Raw genomic sequence first — 15006 nt, forward strand, 5'->3', positions numbered from 1 at the left:
GCAGGGTTGGCTGGAGCCGTGGGGTTTTGTAAATTTGTTTTGTCCCTCCTCTGAAATCAGAATTTTCCGGATTGTGTTTGATATACGGACTGCCATATCGTTGATCAATCGAATTCCATGGCGTTTTCGCGCATGGGGGATTGCCCTGGCCTTTTGGCTGGGAGCGATTGATGCATCCATGGCCACCCACATCATAGGAGGTGAGATCTACTATGAATGTCAGGGCAACGATATCTACAAGATCTACCTGAAGGTCTACCGCGACTGTTACAATGGGGTCCCGTATTTTGACAACCCGGCTCTCCTGAATATTTTCGATGCGAACAACAACCTGATTAAAACGATCAACATGCCGCTGAATCAGGGGTCGGTACATCAATTGCAAACAGAAGTAAGCAATCCTTGCGTCAATCCACCAACCGCTGTGTGTGTCGAGGCTGCCGAATATGTGATTACGGAAACACTTCCTCCCATACCAGGTGGCTACCAGTTGGCCTACCAGCGTTGCTGTCGCAATCAGACCATTAGTAATCTGGTAGGACCCGGACAAACCGGAGCTACTTATTATACTGCCATTCTTGACACGGGTGTGGTTGTTTGTAATTCGGCACCTCATTTCAATGAATATCCACCTGTATTTGTTTGTAAAGACGAAGTGCTGGAGTTCGATCATTCAGCTACTGACCCTGACGGAGATTCGCTGGTGTATGAATTATGCATTCCTTACGATGGTGCGAGCTACACCGATCCGTTCGGGAATAACCCCATCAACCCGCCACCTTATAAGAATGTCACATTCAGTTCGCCCTATTCCCTTCAGGATCCGATGGGGGGTACACCTTTGACCATAGATCCCGTGACAGGATTTCTTACCGGTATCCCCGGCAAGCTGGGGCAGTTTGTGGTGGGGATCTGTGTAAAAGAGTACAGGGATGGTGTGTTGATAGGTATTAATAAGCGGGATTTTCAGTTCAATGTGATGTATTGCGAACCCAACGTGTCGGTCTCCATTCCTGAAAACGTAACGCAGTGCGGCGATCAACGGGTTTATTTCAACAATACAAGCAAAGGCGCCTTCAGTTATTTCTGGGATTTTGGAGATTTGACTTCCGACTCGGATACATCCGAAGATGTGTCTCCCCATTATGATTATCCTGGTCCCGGCGATTATCAGGTACAACTGATCGTTAACAAGGGCGAAACCTGCTCGGATACAGCCACGGCAACCATTTCTATTTTTCCGGCTGTGCATGCCAACTTCGGGTTTAACCTGCCGTGCCTCAGTTATGCATCCGTCTTCTCAGACTCATCCTGGATCTTCGGGAATGAGCCGATCCAGACATGGAGTTGGACTTTCGGTGACGGTACCACATCGGATCAGCCCGATCCTGTTCATACATATGAAAATGATGGAGTATACCCCGTTTTGCTGGAAGTGGTGTCAAAAGACGGTTGCCGGTCCTTGGTGCGAAAAACCATGTACGTTTATCCGGATCCCGATCCGGAATTTATGCCTTCGGTGGCAACCGGATGCATCCCCCTTTCGGTAGGGTTCTTGCCGACCGACTCACTTGATCCGTTAGCTAGCTATTATTGGGATTTCGGCGATGGTGAACAATCAACAGATAGGTTTCCATCACACGTGTATACCGATCCCGGATCTTATGATATCAGTCTGAAAATGGTCACCCGTCAGGGGTGTACGGATTCACTGAAGAAAAAGGCATTGTTGAAAATATACCCCGTGCCTGAAGCAAAGTATACGGTGGATACATACGAGCAGGATATCATGCATCCCGAATTTTCATTTACCGATCAATCGTTCAACGCCATTGAATGGTATTGGGCCTTCGGTGATGGGGATTCCTCTGAAGTGACCAACCCCATCCATGTTTACAATGATACCGGTTGGTTTGATGTGTCTCTGATGGTGGAAGATGCAAGGGGGTGTCGTGATACCACATGGGATAAGGTCTATATAGAACCGGTGGTGAGTTTTTATGTGCCGAATGTTTTTACGCCCAATGATGATGGTAAGAATGATGTGTTTCATGTTTACGGGGAATACATCAAAGAATTTCATATGCTGATTTTTGATCGCTGGGGCAATGTGATCTTTGAAACGAACAACATGAATCAGGGATGGGAAGCGGGAGAAGGTGTTCCTGAAGATGTATATGTATACAAGATCGATTACGTCGATGCCCTGGGAGTGCAAAAATACCGTGTAGGTTCTGTGACCCTCGTTCGTTAGCGCCTGGCTCGCTTTCTTGCCTGTGTTTTAGCGCTGATGGGTGGGTTGTACCGGGTGGGGGTCACTTGCAACATATCTGCCAGAATAGCAAGATCTGTTTTGGCATCCTCAAGGTTGTCAAGCCGCTTAATGGCAAGTTTTTTCGAATGGTTTTGGTTGAGCAGGGTGATGTCAAAGTATTCATCTCGGGTGATCAATTGTGACTGTCCCCGGCTGAAGGTGGATTGTGTGTCGGCGCCCTGGATGATAACGACAAAAGGATATTCCTCCAGGGACATCCAGTTCCCGAATTTAAGCCCCAACAATCCGGTGAATCGTCGATAGGCTTTGTTTTCAACGTTGATCTCTGTTCCTCCCCGAAGAAATACAACCACCAGCCTAACAGCAAGAAACTGATTCCTGCCATGTTTCCTGTTGCAAGACCAATCAAGCCACCTGCCAGAAATATGGATCCGCCGGTGCGTGCTGCGGTAGGGAGTACATAACCCGTGGAAAGATCCAGTGTTTTCTTCTTCTTCTCCAATGTTTGTTTATTTCTTGTGTTTCGTTTTTTCCTTCACGCGGTTGTAAATGGATTTCACCTGGAGGTCTCCATATCCGTAAATGGCTTCTTTGCTTTGAAACAGTCTGAATACAGATTCAAATCCCAGTTCGGGGTTGCGTTCAAGTATTTCAGTAATCACCTGTTCCGGGCGTCCGGGCTTCCCGTTTTGAGGTAAACGGGCAAGGTGGGCTTCAACGGCAGGTTCCAGGAACTGTAACTTGTTTCCCATTTGCTTTGCCAGTTTTTCCATTTGGTTCCGGTCTTCGGTCTGATAGGCGCCCCACAAATCAGCTAAGCCTTTTACGGTTTTCGAAGGAAGAGATATTCTTTCATTCAGCAGTACCGGCAAATGTTCCGGTACCACGCAAGAAAACTGATATGGATTCTGATGTTCGGGTCTCACCAGGAATACATGAGGTTCTGGTTTGATCTTGCACAGGAGTGAGCAGGCGAACCACATGTTGACCTGGCAGAACAGATCGTCTTCAAACCACATGTTTACTTCCACGCCGGGAGGAATGGTAGCAATTTTGAGCAACTCCGGCTTTGCGTTCCTTTCATATTCTTCCGGTGATACACTGTATTCTTCATGAAGAAAGGCGGCACGTGCTTTGAAGAAATCATCCAGGTCACCATCAGGTGTCGGCCCAACGACCAGGCATTCCCTCATCACGATGTAACGACCGACAATTTCGTCAGGGAAATATTCCTTTAGCACATCTCCGTTCAGGATATGGTATATGTTATCTGCAGAATCTTGCATGCTTTTTTCCAATAGCCGGAACATGTTGTCTCCGGTCAAAAATAGAACAATCCCCGAATGTGAATGTGTCTTTATCCATAAGTAAGGTCAAAAGGAAAAAAGAAAAGCCGCCATGCATGGCGGCTTTTTGTTGCCAGTCGGGGTGAGTGGATTCGAACCACCGACCACACGCCCCCCAGACGTGTACTCTAACCTGGCTGAGCTACACCCCGAATTTGTTGAATCTCTGGCAGTTTTTTACTGTTGGGGATTCCGGGGATGCAAAAATAGAAATATTTCCTTACCGATGGAATAAATATCCACGTTGAGGTATTGACAAAAAAGGAAAGAGCAACATGTTGTTTGTGCGGTGTCATTCGTTTTGCTGATAGATACGTCGGGTACATTCAAATATTCGTACCTTTAAACACCGGTTTCATTGGTTGCCTGAAACTTTTAGTATATGAGCTTTTCACTATCCTGTTTGATCGTAGAGGATGAGCCTTCGTCATCCGATACCCTCCAAGCCTACCTTGCGCTTGAATACCCCGAAATTACAAAGATTCAAACCGCCGCTTCCATTGAAGAAGCGCTTCAAAAGCAAGCGACGTATCATCCCAATTTGATTTTTCTAGATATAGAATTGCCCGATGGAACCGGGTTTGATTTTTTACGGAAAGTGAAAAGAAGGGATTTTGAAGTGGTTTTTATTACAGGCCACGACAATTACGCCATCCAGGCAATACGTTTTGCGGCCATCGATTATCTGTTGAAACCTATTCTGACGGAAGATCTGATCAATGCGATGGATTCGGTGTTCTCGGCGCTCGATAAGAAGGACCGCATGAATCGCCTTGAGCTTTTGTTGCAAAATCCCAATGAGAGCAGAAGGATCGCGCTTCCTCAAAAAAATGAATATATCCTCGTGGCCGTGTCAGACATCATGTACTGTGAGGCCGATGGTCCGTATACCCGCTTCATATTGAATGATGGCAAGATGCTGATGGTGTCCAAAGGCCTGAGGGAATATGACCCGCTCTTGTCTGAATCCAACTTTTTCAGGGTGCATAAGTCATACCTCGTTAACCGGAAATACATCAAAAAGGTGGTGCGCAGCGACGGGGGATACCTCGTGATGGAAAATGACAATCAGGTGCCTATTTCCAAATTGAAAAAGGATGAGGTGTTTGCAAGTTTGGGTTTATAGCCGGAGAATACCGGATATGCGTTGGGAAAATTCTGCAATCAGAATTCTTCTACCGCAATGACCTTGAACGGCAGTGTGAGAACATCCTTGTAGTCTTCCGCTGCCTCCAGCATGGCTTCATCATCTTCTTCGTAGTACCACTTCACCACTACATTTTTACCGTCTTTGTAAAGGTCTTCAAGGGGTCTGAAAATGTCCAGTATCATCTTAAATGAGTTGGAGTTGATGTACTCCAAACGTAGGTTCAGTGTAGTGGTATCTGCAGGACTGGTGGCATATTCCTTCAGCCATTTTACCAGTGGTGCAAAAAATTCATGAGCTGCTTCCGGTATGGACCTCCCGCTGATTTCCAGTATGCCCGCCTGGGCATTGAATAATACGGTCGGGCTGTTAACAGTTCCTTGAATTTGTAGTGTTTCCATAGTCAAATAATAAGTAAACCCGGAGGCAGGTCACCTGCGTCAACTCAAAGATATAAAAATACAAGACTAAATTGCGACATATGAAATTGTTAGCAAAGTTGAAAAGAATTGTGCCAGAAAGGAAAAGATGTATGTGAGTAGCAGCAGGAAGAAATCCATTCTGCCCATACTGAACATCTGACTGAATACCCGATACGTTCGCATCATAAATGCCAAAAACACCAGCGCGGAAGGCATAAACAGGGTAATTATCAACAGGGCATACACCCATCCGTGCATGGCTCCATGAATCAGTAAGGTTGCAGTTATGGCGATCAGAAGGGTGCTGCCAAAACATATCCAGGCAAAATACCTGAGCCTGATAGATGACAGTCTTGTCAATAATTTTTGCATGGATTCAGAAACCTATTGAGCGAATCAGGGTACAATCTGCTTCGGCGAAATAAATGAATTTTGCAGAGGCTTCAAAAGTCGGATGAAAATCAAAGGGCATATTCAGTTGATGTTGGGCTTGACCGATCTTGAGGAGATAGGGATGTTTCTAGGCGGGTTTGTCATCGTTGCGGTTGCTGCCCGTCAACTTTCGGCGTACTTCAAAAAAGTTCATCTTCCCGCCATAACGGGGTTGCTACTCGTAGGTCTGTTGTCCGGACCATTTGTATTTCGTCTTCTCTCCAGGGAATCGGTGAATAACCTCCACTTTTTGAATGATGTGGCCTTGGCATTCATTGCCTTTGCAGCGGGCTCCGAATTGTTCCTGAAAGAAATGAGGGGGCGTTTCAAAAGCATCAAATGGATGACTTTTGGTCAGTTGGTTGTGACCTTTGTTCTGGGAGCATTTGCGGTCATGTTACTTGCTTCGGAGATACCTTTCATGCAACCAATGCCGCTTCATGGACGCTTTGCCGTGGCCCTTTTATTCAGTACTATTTTTGTAGCCAGGTCTCCTGCTTCAGCCATTGCGGTGATTAATGAACTGCGGGCAAAAGGGCCGTTTACCAAAACGGTGATGGGGGTAACCGTGATCAAAGATGTGCTCGTTATTGTTCTGTTTGCGGTTTGCATGTCGTTGGCTGATGTGTTGCTAAACAACGGTACCTTCAGCTTAGGTTTCCTGGGAATACTTCTGGCCGAAATAGCAGGATCAATTTTGTTGGGTGTGTTATTGGGAAAGCTGGTAGAGTGGACACTGGCATTGAAGACGCATGCTTATGTGAAAACAACTATAATCCTGCTTTTGGGTTATGCGGTGTTCCCTGGGTCCGTATGGCTTAAACAATGGTCGGATATGAACTGGGGGGTGGAGTTTCACCTGGAGCCATTGTTGGCAGCGATTGTCGGTAGTTTCATGGTGAATAATTATTCCAGACACCGCCTGGAGTTTGTAAAGATTATTCAGGAAGTCGGACCGACCGTGTACGTGGTGTTCTTTACACTTACAGGAGCTTCCCTTTCTATTGATCTGTTATTGCAGGCCTGGTCGGTGGCCATTGTTTTGTTTGCAGTCAGGTTGGTGGCTCTTTTCCTGGGTGGTATGGTGGGTGGGTATTTCGGAGGAGATCCTGTCCGCCATAACTTGATTGCATGGATGCCTTATGTAACGCAAGCAGGTGTGGGACTCGGATTGGCGATGTTGGTGGCACAGGAGTACCCGGCATGGGGCGGTCAGTTTGCTACAGTCATTATAGCGGTCATTGTTCTGAATCAGGTTGCAGGACCTCCCTTGTTCAAGTGGGCCCTGGGTTATGTGGGAGAAGATCATTCCCGCGCGGATGTACAAACATTCGATGGTCATCGTGACTGTATCATTTTCGGCCTGGAGAATCAGTCTATTGCTCTTGCGCAACAGTTGGAGCAGAACGGATGGCAGGTGAAAATTGCTACACGACTTGAAGAATACAGCCATTTCGCCGGACAGCAAATACAAATTGTGGAACTGCCTGAGCTGTCTTATGAAGCCATGGAATCCATCGGGGCCGGTAAAGCGGAAGCCATCGTGTTGATGCTTTCTGATGCGGAGAACTACCAGATTTGCGAATTGGCTTATGAGCACTTCGGAACAAAGGATATGGTGGTGAGGCTTCACTCAAGACGCTATTTCGATCCGTTTCACAAACTGGGAGCGCTGATCGTTGAACCTTCTACAGCCATTGTGAGCCTGCTTGATCATTTCGTGCGTTCGCCGCATGCCACCTCCCTGTTGTTGGGAATGAACAAAAACCAGGATACGATTGAGCTGGAGATCCGGAATGAAGAATTACATGGCATGGCGTTAAGAAACCTTCGCCTGCCACCGGATGTGATTATCCTTTCCGTGGCACGCGCCGGCCAAATGTTGATCTCACATGGGTACACCCGTTTGAGAATGGGAGATATGGTTACACTGGTTGGAACAAAAAGCAGCCTTGATACCGTTCGTCTCCGCTTCGAAGGTGTGTGATCGCAGCGGTTGGCCATTCTTGTTAGTTTTGTGAAAAAAATGAACTATGCTCGGACTTAAACTTCCCACCGATCCGCGGTGGGCCAGAATTGCAGAGGAAAAAACAGAAGACGTACTTACTGATCATGCATTTTGTGAACAGAAAGCTGCATCCACTGCCATTTCCCTGATCGTGCAATACCCCGAATATTCCGAGCTGGTGCATGCCATGGCTGATCTTGCCCGTGAGGAGATGGAGCACTTCCAGCGAGTGCATGCCATTATTCGCGAGAGGGGATGGGTGCTCGGGAAGGAACGGAGGGATGCGTATGTGAATGAACTGGCAGGTTTTATCAGGAAGGGGGAAGGCAGGATGGTTGCCCTGATCGACCGCTTGCTGTTTGCCGCACTTATTGAGGCCCGTAGCTGCGAGCGTTTTAAACTCTTGTCGGAGGTACTCGAAGATGAAGAACTCAAAGCTTTTTACAGGGAATTGATGATCAGTGAGGCAGGGCATTATACGTTGTTTCTAGGGTTCGCTCGCAAATATGGTACCCCTGAAGGAATGGATGTGGATGCCAGGTGGCAGGAGTTTCTAAGCTTCGAAGCAGCGGTGATTGCCAGGTATGGTAAATCAGAACACATTCACGGCTAAGTATCGGGGCAAGCTACTTACATCGCACCGCTACAACCACTAGCCCTTGCTGCCTTCCGGCCCTGGGAGGGCGGAGCGTTAAAGAAAGATCCGGTGGATCTTTATAGCGACGAGCCGGCATGCAGGGTGGCCTCCCCCAGGGAAGAGCAAAAAAAAGGGGCAAGCTACTTACATCGCACCGCTACAACCACTAGCCCTTGCTGCCTTCCGGCCCTGGGAGGGTGGAGCGTTAAAGAAAGATCCGGTGGATCTTTATAGCGACGAGCCGGCATGCAGGGTGGCCTCCCCAGGGAAGAGCAAAAAAAAGGGGCAAGCTACTTACATCGCACCGCTACAACCACTAGCCCTTGCTGCCTTCCGGCCCTGGGGGAGTTAAGTGGGAGCTGGTCGTGCAAGACTTACCCCGCACAAAAGTATAAACAATTGGGAAATATTACGGCATTGTTAAAGGAATCTCCTGATGCTATGCAGTTGGTGGGTGTGTTGTTTGCTTGTAGAATGCACAATTCCCATGCTGTCCAGCTGATCAATACGCACCTCCCCTGAGGCATGAATGATGTGATCAGGATCGATCAGCATTCCCACATGGGTCACCCTTTCCTTGTCTTTCTTCGTGAAAAAAGCCAGGTCACCCGGTTGGGCATCGTTCGGTGATACGGCTTCTCCCTTGAGAGCCTGTTGGGAAGCATCCCGCGGTATTGGGATGCCATTCATCAGATATACCATTTGGGTAAAACCCGAACAATCGATACCCCACGGACTTCTACCTCCCCATAGGTACGGGGCAAACAGGTAGTCCCTGGCATCTGCGATTAACTGGGCTGAAGATGCATGTTGACATGGTTTGCAGGCAATGCCTTCAAAATGCCACACTTCATCTCCGATCTTCAACTTGTCGTGTTGGAAGTGTGGTAGGATAGAACCTTTGGGTATGGGGCGCTGGACGGCGTGATCAACCCTGGTCAGCACACCATCCGTGGAGGCAACAAAAACGGGCGGCTTCTGATTCAGTTCACTATAATCGCCTTCGCTCAGAAACAAAACCTGTTTCTGATCCACCCATCCTTCATAACTGTCCGGTTGTGTTTTGACCCGCACCCAGTTTTCGTGTTGCTCAGCAACCAGGAAGTGATGGCCGAACAGCAATTGAGAGACCATTTCCGATGTGTCTGCAGGCATGGCGCGGCATGGAACTGCGGCCAGTCTGCATATGCCATATCGGTTTTCGGTCTGTAAGGACATGATTACAGGTTTTCAATCACCATGGCGGAGGCGCCGCCGCCGCCGTTACAGATGCCTGCACCGCCGTATTTACCTCCCTGTTGTTTCAGTACATGCAGAAGGGTAACGATGATGCGGCTTCCAGAGCTGCCCAGTGGGTGTCCCAATGCAACTGCGCCGCCATTCACATTTACCTTGGTGGGGTCAAGTTTCAATTCGTTCATGTTGGCGATACCTACCACGGCAAATGCCTCGTTCAGTTCCCAAACATCCATGTCGGATACATTCAGCTTGGCTTTGGAGAGTGCTTTGGGGATGGCTTTGGCGGGTGCAGTGGTGAACCATTCGGGGGCCTGTGCCGCGTCGGCAAAAGAAACGATCCGGGCAAGGGGTTTCAGTCCTAGTTCTTTGGCTTTGTCGGCAGAAACAAGAACAAGGGCGGATGCTCCATCGTTCAGGGTGGAGGCGTTGGCTGCGGTAACACTGCCGCCTTCGGGTTGGAACACCGGTCTTAGCGTTGGGATCTTGTCCAGCTTCACGTTCTTGTATTCTTCATCTTCACCTACCACAATCGGGTCTCCTTTGCGCTGGGGAACGGAAACAGGGGATACTTCATCTTTGAAACGGCCGGCACTCCATGCATCGGTTGCGCGCTGGTAAGATTCAACGGTAAATGCGTCCTGCTGTTCCCTGGAAATCTTGCATTCCTTTGCGCACAACTCCGCTGCATTTCCCATGTGGTATTTGTTGTATACATCGGTCAGGCCGTCGAACACCAGGCCATCAACAAGTTTACCGTCACCAAGGCGGTAACCGTTTCTGGCGGAAGGCAGGTAGTAGGGAACATTGGACATGCTTTCCATTCCGCCTGCAACCACCACATCGTTGTCGCCAAGCATGATGCTTTGTGCAGCCAGCATGATGGCTTTCATTCCGGATGCACACACTTTGTTAACGGTTGTGCAGGGTACGTTGTGACTGAGTCCGGCAAAAATGGCCGCTTGCCGTGCAGGCGCCTGACCAAGTCCGGCCTGTAATACATTTCCCATGAAAACTTCCTGTACCTGGTCGGGTTTGATGCCTGCTTTTTCAATGGCAGATTTGATGGCGGCAGCGCCCAGTTGAGGTGCACTGAGGGATGACAGTGCGCCGTTGAAACTGCCCATCGGAGTTCGGGTTGCCGCTACGATATAAACTTCTTTCATCTGAATCGGGATTTGAAAATTGCTGCGGTGAAAATAATGATTTTATCCCAACCCCGGCGGGGCTTTCCTCGGTGAGCAAAAAGGGAGGAAATAGGTTAACATTAATTAACACCGTTACCTGCAGCTATGTGCCGGGGTTATGCGTCATATGGTTGAACATTAAAACTACGGTTATGAAAACGACGATCAAACGATTTATCATGATGGCTGCAATTATCGGATCCACACTGGCCGCGGGCACAGCCTGGGCGCAAGGGTGGAAAGGTGGCCAGGAAGATGCATCCTTCCAAAAGCAGGAAAATTCCGGTGGTTCCACCTTTGATGGATGGAAAGGTAACCAGGAAGACGCGGCCCTGACAGAGCAGGAAAAGAAAGACGGAATGAAAGGACAACCGGTGGGCGTGAATGGTTTTGTGCCTGCATCTTCTTCCGGAGTAACGGTGTATCCTACCGTGATGACAGATGCACTTTGGGTGAAGATGGAAGCAGCTGTGCCCGGTAACATACGGGTGGAGGTATATGATCTGCTGGGTAAGAAAGTATGGTCCGAAGTTCGGTACCAGGATGCCGGCAGTTTCAACGAGCCGTTTCATCCGGGCGCACTGACATGCGGTACCTACATTGTGCGTGTGGTCAAAGGTGGTGCGGCTTGGGTGACGAAGATACAGAGTGCTTGCTGATAACCTGGAGGTGAAAATGGCCGCCTCTTGAAATGTGCCATAATTTAGCCCGTGATCTTTCGTTTTATCTTAAGGAAGGGGTCGGATGGGCCGGCCCCTTCTTGTATATCCGGATGGGGCGGATGGACATGACTGGTTTAACGTAAATGTGACCCTCTTCTCGGACCAAGCTGTCCGCCCCGCCTTCCGGAATTGATAATTATCTTGCTCTCCTATTTGTTTATCCGTTCAATGTTTTTATTTTTGCCCCCTCATTCCGAAACCAATGTGTTCGGAACATGGCGAACTAGTAGCTCAGCCGGTAGAGCACATCCCTTTTAAGGATGGGGTCCTGGGTTCGAATCCCAGCTGGTTCACAAAACAGTTTGGAGCAAGTGCATACAGCAACAGATCACGCCGTATGTGTCTTGCTCCAAATTGTTTTTCCGTATGCAGCTGCTGTATGCTGCTAAGGTGTCTCCTGCGTTAACTTCCTTTAACAATATTCCTGACAAGCTTTCATCAGAAGTGGTATGGAATTGCGTTTGCATGGCATGAAGTGAAATCAAACCCATGTTTAACCATAACAGCGCAAACCATGATGATCAGAATTTTCAAGCCCGGAGACAGGGTGCAGCTTAAGTCAGGCGGCCCTGTTATGATTGTGCAACGATATGCCCGTGAGCATCACCCGCTCATCGGGTGGTATGAAGATGATCACGCGGTGGAGTGTTCCTGGTACGACAGGGACGGATACCACAAGGATGTGATTCATCAGAACCACCTGGTGAAAGTGGAGCAGACACATTCCTTTCATGCGGTCGGACAGAAACCGGCAGGCCAAGGAATGTTTCCTGCTAAAAGGTGAAGCGGGATTTGATTGGTTTTGTTGAAGCAGAAAAGGGAGCCACTAAGGCTCCCTTTTCTTATTTCTTGTTCTGAAGATATCAGATCTGCTCCGGCAACGTGTAGGTACGTCCTTTGTTCTGTTCTTTCAGCCATTGCAGGAGGGGAGCGAAGTATTCGAGCATCGGCTTGGCGCTCATCTCACTTCCCAGGTATTTCTGGATGTGTTCCCGCCAGTCCATGGTAGCACCGGTTTTCATCATCTCCTTCAGGAAGGCGCCCACTTCTTTGTTGCCAAAGTAATTGGTTGCATGCGGATCCTGATGCAGGATCTGTTTTGCGATGTGATCATGGAACTGGTACATCAGGATGTACGAAAGGGCATAATCATAGTACTGACCCGGGTCGTCGTTGATGTGTGTTTTGGAAGCCGCATCACAGTATTCCTCACCTCTGTCGGTGGGAGGAACGATGCCCTGGAATTGCTTCACATACGACCACCAGCGTGCATTAAACTGGTCTTTCGGCAGGTTGTCGGCGTACAGGTCATGTTCGAACATGGTCATGGTGCCGGCGCTGAAAGGAATGAACACCACGTTATCCAGCGCTTCTCTCAGCAGGATCTGGATGCTGTCGGTTTTTGCATTGGCATCCACCAGGCCGAAATTCACCAGGAACGGTTTCTGCATCGAAGCAAGTCCGAGCAAGCTGCCCATGGCTTCGTGGTAGGCCCGGTTCGCGCCGGCTCTGAGTAATAAGGGTACCTCAGGCGTACTGTAGGTTTTGTAGTAGTAGATGTGTCCCAACTCGTGAAGTACGGTTTCCCACCAATGTGCGTTGGCTTCCACGCTCATGAGTGAACGCAGGTCCTTGTCGAGATTAATGTGCCATGCAGAGGCGTGGTTGTTCTTTTTGTACGGCGTTCCTTCCGGCAGCGGGTACAGGCTCGACTTCTCCCAGAAGCTTTGCGGAAGCTGATCATACCCGAGGCTCATGTAGAATGATTCGCCCTGTTTTACGATCCATTCCGGTGTCTTGTCCTTGAGGGCCTTGTCAACATCCAGCCCTTCCACATGCACCAGGTCTCCCCAGGCCTGACCCCAGCGGTTGGGCAGCCAGTGAGCCGGAATCATGTCAGGAACCGGCTTGTTGAATTTGGCAGCCAGCTGGTAGCGTGCCCATGTGTGGAGTTCCCGGTACAGCGGCCATAGCTCACTGATCAGGCGGTGACATAGATCCGTCATTTCCTGTGAACTCATGCCGTATTCTGAAACCTGATAGGAGAAGAAGTCGGGATATTGCAGTTCCTGCACGCAGCGGTTGCGGAGGTTGCGGAGATTTTCCACACCATCTTTCAACCCTTTGCCTACTTCTTTGCTGGCATTCCATGCTTCCAGCAATTCCTTTTCGTTTTTGGAAGTCGACAGGATGTTGTCGATGTCATTTGTGCTTACTTCTTTCTTTCCGATGTGGAATGCAAAGCCGAACAGGTCTTTTACCTGCTTGGCGCTGGCGGCGATCTTTTCCTTTACAATGTCTGCGGCGGTTGCGGGAGAAGCAGCTGCCATAAAGAGGATGGCGTCGAATTGTCTTTTTTGGAGAGGTGTCAGTGAGTCTGCGTCAGCCAGGAACTTCTTGGCGGCTGCAATGTTTTCTTCGCTGCCGGTGAAGTCTGCGAAGGCAGTCTGTGCCGCTTCGTATTCTTTTTCGGCCACGGAGTCTCCGTCAACGATGTGTGTGTTCAACAACCACTCCTGCTCGGAGGATTTGGTGTAAACATCCTGGTAGGTTTTCTGGTACTCATCCAGAAACTGTTGTGCTTCTGCCTGTACCTTCGGGGTGGTTGCTTTCTCTGCTTCCTTGCTTTGCGGACCGCAGGCTGCCAGCATCAACATACCGGTCATCGCAGTCAAAACGATTCTATGGGTCATAACTATATTGATTTCAGGGAGGGGCGAAGGTAAGCAATTCGGAATGTAAAAGGCAAGCCCTTTGTGTGCTTGGCCGGGCTTTCAGCCTCAGATTTACAAAGTCAGCAGGGAATAGTGCGCTGTTGTGAAAAAGTCCCTGAGCCATGGCAAGTTCAATATAAATGGCAAACGACGCGGCTTTACCCCGAATTTGGTTTCATAATTCGGGTTGAAAAGAAAAAGGGTTTCCTGTTTCATTTTGTATCCGCAGGAGCGAACAATGCGTCTGTATTTGTTGATGGAGATACCGGTGTCGCGAATCTCCAGCAATTCGGTGATGCGTCCGGCGGGTTCTCCAGCCAATTTTGCCAGTGAAACAAAAATCGGGCGTGGCATCAGGTGCCAGTAGGGAAGCTTGCTGAACAGCTTGTTGCTGCATATTTGCTGGTGGCCGCCGAATGGCATGCGCCAGGGAGGAAACCCGTTGAAGATGACTCCGTCCGGCGCCATGAATTTTTTCAACTGGCCCAAAAACTTTTCCTGGTCGGGTATGTGTTCCAGTGTATCGCGCATGATCACGATATCAAAACGCGGCAGGTCGCTCGGCGCTACTTTGTAAATATCACACGTGATCAGGTGCAGGTTGTTCCGCTCCGGGTGATTCTCATAATATTTGGAGGCATTCTGAATCTTGCTTTCAGAAATGTCGATGCCATAGGTGGTGCAGCCGCGTTCGAGGAATGGCCCCAGGTTTCCGGCTTCTCCACAACCAATTTCCACCACGTTCATACCCGCTTTCACCGGCTTTACTTTTTCAATGAAAGGAATGACGAATTTCTCCGTGGTCCGGATTTGTTCCTGGAAGTAGCGTTGGCGATTGGTATGTCTGTCCTGCATCGCTTTGGAATGGAGCTGCCAAAGG

Annotated in this window: 13 protein-coding genes, 2 tRNA genes and 1 other RNA gene; 7 read left to right on the forward strand and 9 right to left on the reverse strand. The window is 49.0% G+C overall.

The window, feature by feature from the left end; translation table 11 throughout:
- Positions 1–100: 100 nt before the first annotated feature.
- A complete protein-coding gene (locus H6585_05890) occupies positions 101–2254 on the forward strand; it encodes a PKD domain-containing protein (protein ID MCB9447862.1) in 2154 nt (717 codons plus the stop codon).
- Here the strand turns inward: H6585_05890 and H6585_05895 are convergent.
- From H6585_05895 to H6585_05905, 3 genes are all read right to left on the reverse strand, one after another.
- The gene (locus tag H6585_05895) at positions 2251–2628 is read right to left on the reverse strand and encodes a hypothetical protein (protein ID MCB9447863.1); all 378 of its coding nucleotides are present in this window, start codon (positions 2626–2628) and stop codon (positions 2251–2253) included. The two genes, H6585_05890 and H6585_05895, sit on opposite strands and share 4 nt — an antisense overlap.
- Before the next feature lie 156 nt (positions 2629–2784).
- Complete coding sequence (locus H6585_05900; GenBank protein ID MCB9447864.1) at positions 2785–3561, reverse strand: DUF1835 domain-containing protein; 777 nt, start codon at positions 3559–3561, stop codon at positions 2785–2787.
- Positions 3562–3698: 137 nt separating this feature from the next.
- Positions 3699–3773 (reverse strand) — tRNA-Pro (locus H6585_05905).
- A 230-nt stretch (positions 3774–4003) separates the two neighbouring features.
- On the opposite strand from H6585_05905, the gene H6585_05910 reads away from it, so the two are divergent.
- A complete protein-coding gene (locus tag H6585_05910) occupies positions 4004–4747 on the forward strand; it encodes a response regulator transcription factor (protein MCB9447865.1) in 744 nt (247 codons plus the stop codon).
- Positions 4748–4785: 38 nt separating this feature from the next.
- Here H6585_05910 and H6585_05915 read toward each other — a convergent pair whose 3' ends face one another.
- Positions 4786–5169 carry a DUF1987 domain-containing protein gene (locus H6585_05915; GenBank protein ID MCB9447866.1) on the reverse strand — a complete coding sequence of 128 codons (384 nt, stop codon included), beginning with the start codon at positions 5167–5169 and terminating at the stop codon, positions 4786–4788.
- A 475-nt stretch (positions 5170–5644) separates the two neighbouring features.
- Between H6585_05915 and H6585_05920 the strand changes: the two genes are divergently transcribed.
- Both H6585_05920 and H6585_05925 read left to right on the forward strand, forming a co-directional pair.
- Positions 5645–7609: a cation:proton antiporter gene (locus H6585_05920; GenBank protein ID MCB9447867.1), complete on the forward strand. Its 1965-nt coding sequence runs from the start codon at positions 5645–5647 to the stop codon at positions 7607–7609.
- A 46-nt stretch (positions 7610–7655) separates the two neighbouring features.
- Positions 7656–8243, forward strand: coding sequence for a tRNA-(ms[2]io[6]A)-hydroxylase (locus tag H6585_05925; protein MCB9447868.1), 588 nt, complete (start codon positions 7656–7658; stop codon positions 8241–8243).
- A gap of 304 nt (positions 8244–8547) precedes the next feature.
- Here the strand turns inward: H6585_05925 and ffs are convergent.
- The 3 genes from ffs to H6585_05940 form a co-directional block, all read right to left on the reverse strand.
- An RNA gene (gene ffs / locus H6585_05930) (signal recognition particle sRNA small type) lies at positions 8548–8647 on the reverse strand.
- 40 nt (positions 8648–8687) lie between these two features.
- Positions 8688–9485: a C40 family peptidase gene (locus tag H6585_05935; GenBank protein ID MCB9447869.1), complete on the reverse strand. Its 798-nt coding sequence runs from the start codon at positions 9483–9485 to the stop codon at positions 8688–8690.
- Between the two features lie 2 nt (positions 9486–9487).
- Entirely contained in the window at positions 9488–10669 is a 1182-nt protein-coding gene (locus H6585_05940) for an acetyl-CoA C-acyltransferase (GenBank protein ID MCB9447870.1), read from the reverse strand.
- Positions 10670–10842: 173 nt separating this feature from the next.
- Between H6585_05940 and H6585_05945 the strand changes: the two genes are divergently transcribed.
- The 3 genes from H6585_05945 to H6585_05955 all read left to right on the forward strand — a co-directional run bounded on the left by H6585_05945 (position 10843) and on the right by H6585_05955 (position 12196).
- Positions 10843–11349: a T9SS type A sorting domain-containing protein gene (locus tag H6585_05945; protein MCB9447871.1), complete on the forward strand. Its 507-nt coding sequence runs from the start codon at positions 10843–10845 to the stop codon at positions 11347–11349.
- A gap of 283 nt (positions 11350–11632) precedes the next feature.
- Positions 11633–11705: transfer RNA gene (locus tag H6585_05950), tRNA-Lys, on the forward strand.
- 221 nt (positions 11706–11926) lie between these two features.
- Positions 11927–12196: a DUF2158 domain-containing protein gene (locus H6585_05955; protein ID MCB9447872.1), complete on the forward strand. Its 270-nt coding sequence runs from the start codon at positions 11927–11929 to the stop codon at positions 12194–12196.
- 79 nt (positions 12197–12275) lie between these two features.
- On the opposite strand, the gene H6585_05960 is transcribed toward H6585_05955, so the two are convergent.
- Both H6585_05960 and H6585_05965 read right to left on the reverse strand, forming a co-directional pair.
- Positions 12276–14105, reverse strand: a complete 1830-nt coding sequence (locus H6585_05960) for a M2 family metallopeptidase (protein MCB9447873.1) — start codon at positions 14103–14105, stop codon at positions 12276–12278.
- 93 nt (positions 14106–14198) lie between these two features.
- Entirely contained in the window at positions 14199–14981 is a 783-nt protein-coding gene (locus H6585_05965) for a class I SAM-dependent methyltransferase (protein MCB9447874.1), read from the reverse strand.
- Positions 14982–15006 lie beyond the last annotated feature (25 nt).

The organism is Flavobacteriales bacterium (assembly GCA_020635855.1).
Lineage (GTDB): Bacteria > Bacteroidota > Bacteroidia > JACJYZ01 > JACJYZ01 > JACJYZ01.